This window comes from Planktosalinus sp., from assembly GCF_059864935.1.
The window spans coordinates 1-3,676 of sequence record NZ_JCBCCK010000149.1 but is presented as its reverse complement, the minus strand read 5'-3'; the positions used below and the strand labels follow the sequence as shown (position 1 = coordinate 3,676).

Sequence of the window (3,676 nt, the reverse complement as noted above, 5' to 3'; positions counted from 1 at the left end):
CAGGCTAAAAATGCGTATTTGGAACTTTTTGAGCTACTGTTTATTATTGGCGTTGCATCAGGTTTACTTTTATTAATACTTTCACCGGTAATAAAAAGACTGATGCATGGTGTAGATAAAGAATTAAATAACTAATAAGATATAGTTAATGAAGATTTGTCATTGAGTTATATTTACTATTTTTGGAATACTTATTGCTTATACTTGCTTAGTTTAAGCATTGAACATTACTAAAATTTTAAAACACATTAGAATGAAATATTTTACTTTAATATTATTTTTGTTCCTGGCACCATTGGTGATTCAGGCACAAAGTATCAACTGGATGACTATGGATGAAGCATTGGCCGCACAAAAGAAAAGTCCCAAAAAGATTTTTGTGGATCTTTACACAACTTGGTGTGGGCCTTGTAAAATGCTTGACAGGAATACTTTTACAAACAAAGATGTGATTGATTATTTAAACACACACTATTACTCGGTAAAATTCAACGCGGAAGGAAATGAGGTTGTCAATTTTAATGGCCAAAGGTTTACCAATCCCGGGTTTCAACCCAACAGAGCCGGAAGAAATGCCACTCACGAATTTACAAGGGCATTGAAAGTAACCGGATACCCAAGTTTGGCATATTTTGACGAACAAGGTAATTTTATTCAGGCAGTGCCCGGTTACAGAACACCTCAGCAATTGGAAATATTTCTGAAAATGATGGCCACCGATGATTACAAAAAATTAACCACTACTGAAGCTTGGAATGAATACCAACGAAATTTCAGAGGCACTTTTCAGTAAAATATAGATTCTTTTAAATTAAACCTTATTTTTTCAAATTAATATCATTTACCTCTCCTTTGGAGAGGTCGAAACTGCCTTTTGCAGTTTCGGGTGAGGAAGTATAAAAGCTCCCTCTTTGCCAGTATGGTGAAAAGGGAATTTTCTTTTTTGGGCTACTTCACGCCAAAGGCTTACATATGTGGTAAAATTGCTTCCGTCTGCCACAATCATTCTTGGGTTTAAACTGTCCAGCAATCGCTCGGGGTGCAATCGCGGACTGTTCCTTAGCAATAATACATCCACGCCTTTTTGTGAAACGGGATACAAAGTAAGGCTGTCAATAATCACTATTGTTTTATCAAGATAATTTAAAGCGTCAGGCAATGGGCTTATTTCTGTTTGACCAATAGTTGCTTTGGTTTTATAATCTTTGACCATCCGTTCTGATTGAATTGTTGTTTCATCCAAATTTGAAAAAACCGTAAATCGGTCAGCTTGTTTAATGCCTATAACCGTGTTTCTGCTTTTATGAAAGATGACGAGTTCGTTTCTGTCTGTTTCAATTTTGCTCTGAATAAAAGTTGCTTGAATAACCAAAACCGAAGCCAAAAGATACCTCAGCTTTCTTATCCTGAACCGATTTAAAACGACGATTAATGTGATTATACCCAAATACAGACTGAGCACTTGAGGGACTGAAAGCGAAATTTCATCAAAATAAAACCGGTCTTGCCTGGCCACCCATTGAATAAAAGCCAATAACTTTTCAAGCATCCAAGTATATACGTCTGTTAAGAGAGGGTGATAGACTTTCAGTTGTGTTAGAAGTATTACCAGGATTCCACAGCCAAGAATAATTCCCAGAAAGGGAATAATCACCAGATTAGTCAAAAAGAACAAGCCCGGAAAATAATTGAAATAATATACACTCAACGGTCCGACACCCAACTGTGCAGCCAGAGTTACCGTAATAATGTCAAAAGGGATACTAAAAACTTTGTAACGAGGCCTCCATCTTTCAAACATAGGGACAATCCATAAAATGGCAAAAACTGCCAGATAACTCATTTGAAACCCCACATGAAAAAGCAGATTGGGATTGATAAGCAACAACAAAAAGGCAGATGCCAGCAAAGCACTAAATCTAATATTTGTCCTGCCCGATTCCAGCGCAATGGCCAGCAATGAAAACATGGTAACTGCCCTTAACACCGATGGTGATAATCCGGCTATAAGCGCAAAACACCAAAGACAAAAAATAATGGTGATGACTTTGATGGTTTTTCCCCTCCTCAATCGTTCCAGCGGTTTAAAAACAAACTTGAGAATTAAAAGGATAATACCCACATGCAATCCTGAAACCGCAAGTATATGCACAGCCCCCGCAGCCGCAAAATCAGCATAAACATCAGGAGACAGTTCTTGCCTTTGACCGAGTAGTAACGCATTGATCAACGCCAGTGCATCGCCTTCAAATCCGTTTTTGATTAATTCACTGTTGATGTTGTCCCTGAAATTAGCGGCTTTGCCTCTAAGTCCGGGTGTGCCTTTAAAATGCTGAATCAACAAACTGTCCCGCAGTTGAAACTGATGATAAATGCCTTGTTTGTTTAAGTAAGCCGCATAGTCAAACTGATACGGATTTTTAGGCGAGGGTAATTCCTGAAACCCACTGTAGGTCAAAACCAAATCCCCCACCTGATAATGCTCCTGATTAATTTCTTTGGTGACGAGCAACAAAACCTTGCCTGAAACCTTTACTCCATCTGCATATTGAAGTTCGGCCACATATTTTTTGTTGAACAAATCGGGTTTTAAAGTGGATTTTATTTTTAGCTGAAGGAGTTGTTCCTCTTCAATTGAAATGTTATGAATGTAATGCGCGGAATGGTTCAAAGGCTTATGCATTTGATGCACCCACATTCCCAATAGAATTAATGAAATGAGTGCAGCACTGCCAAAAACTACATCCTGAACCAACATTTTCCGCGACCGAAACCACGCAATAATCAATAGGATAAAACCTGAGCCAAGCAGCAAGTGAAGTGTGCCCAAAGAAACAACCGTGTAGTGACTGATCAAAATCCCACAGGTCAGCGCAAAAGTGATTTTAAATGCCGTTAAGTTAATCAGTTGCATACAGAACCAATCAAAATATTAAACAAATACCGGGGATGTTTATAATCGGGGATAGAACTTTAAAAATAAGAAATATTTTAATTACTTTTAAATTCTTAATTTTTCGAATCTAAATTCAATACCATAATGAAAAAACTCTTCATCCTTTCGTTCTTATTTTTTGGCGCACTTACCCTTACATCACAAAATGTAATGACCCCCGAATTGCTTTGGCAGTTGGGCAGGGTTTCACCCATTGGTTTAACCAAAGACGGTCAATCTGTAGTCTATCGCGTTACCACACCTTCGGTGGAAAACAACAATTTTAGCAGTAAGGTGTACAGCATTCCTGTTTCAGGGGGAAATGCCGTTGAGATTGAAAACCACAGCGAATTAGTGCACGACAAAAACCTTTCGCCGGACGGCAAACACCTTTTGTATCACAAAGCCGTAAAACTTCAAAAAGTGTTGGGGAAGGATTATTATGAGGACATGGAGGAGTCTAACGTGATGATTTATGACGCTCTGAACTACCGCCATTGGGATACCTACAACAAGGGTGAATTTAATCATGTGTTTTACAAAAAAACAGGCGAAGAGGAAGGTATTGATATTATGAAAGATGAACCTTATTACACACCTCAAATGCCTTTTGGAGGTTCAAGCGATTACATCTGGAACCCCGATGGGTCCAAAATACTCTATGTTTCTTTAAAAAAATCGGGAACTGAATATGTTAACAGTACCAATACCGATATCTACGAATATAACCTGGCAACCGGT

The 3,676-nt window shown here is 38.2% G+C and carries 2 protein-coding genes and 1 pseudogene; 2 read left to right on the top strand and 1 reads right to left on the bottom strand.

Annotated elements, in window-relative coordinates:
• Positions 1-253 precede the first annotated feature (253 nt).
• On the top strand, positions 254-793 hold the full coding sequence (locus AC6F75_RS06045) for a thioredoxin fold domain-containing protein (RefSeq protein ID WP_500714053.1): 540 nt from the start codon (positions 254-256) through the stop codon (positions 791-793).
• Between the two features lie 48 nt (positions 794-841).
• On the opposite strand, the gene AC6F75_RS06040 is transcribed toward AC6F75_RS06045, so the two are convergent.
• Positions 842-2,914, bottom strand: a complete 2,073-nt coding sequence (locus AC6F75_RS06040) for a ComEC/Rec2 family competence protein (RefSeq protein WP_500714052.1) — start codon at positions 2,912-2,914, stop codon at positions 842-844.
• Positions 2,915-3,040: 126 nt separating this feature from the next.
• Here AC6F75_RS06040 and AC6F75_RS06035 point away from each other — a divergent pair.
• Positions 3,041-3,676: pseudogene (locus tag AC6F75_RS06035) on the top strand (S9 family peptidase); the annotation flags it as partial.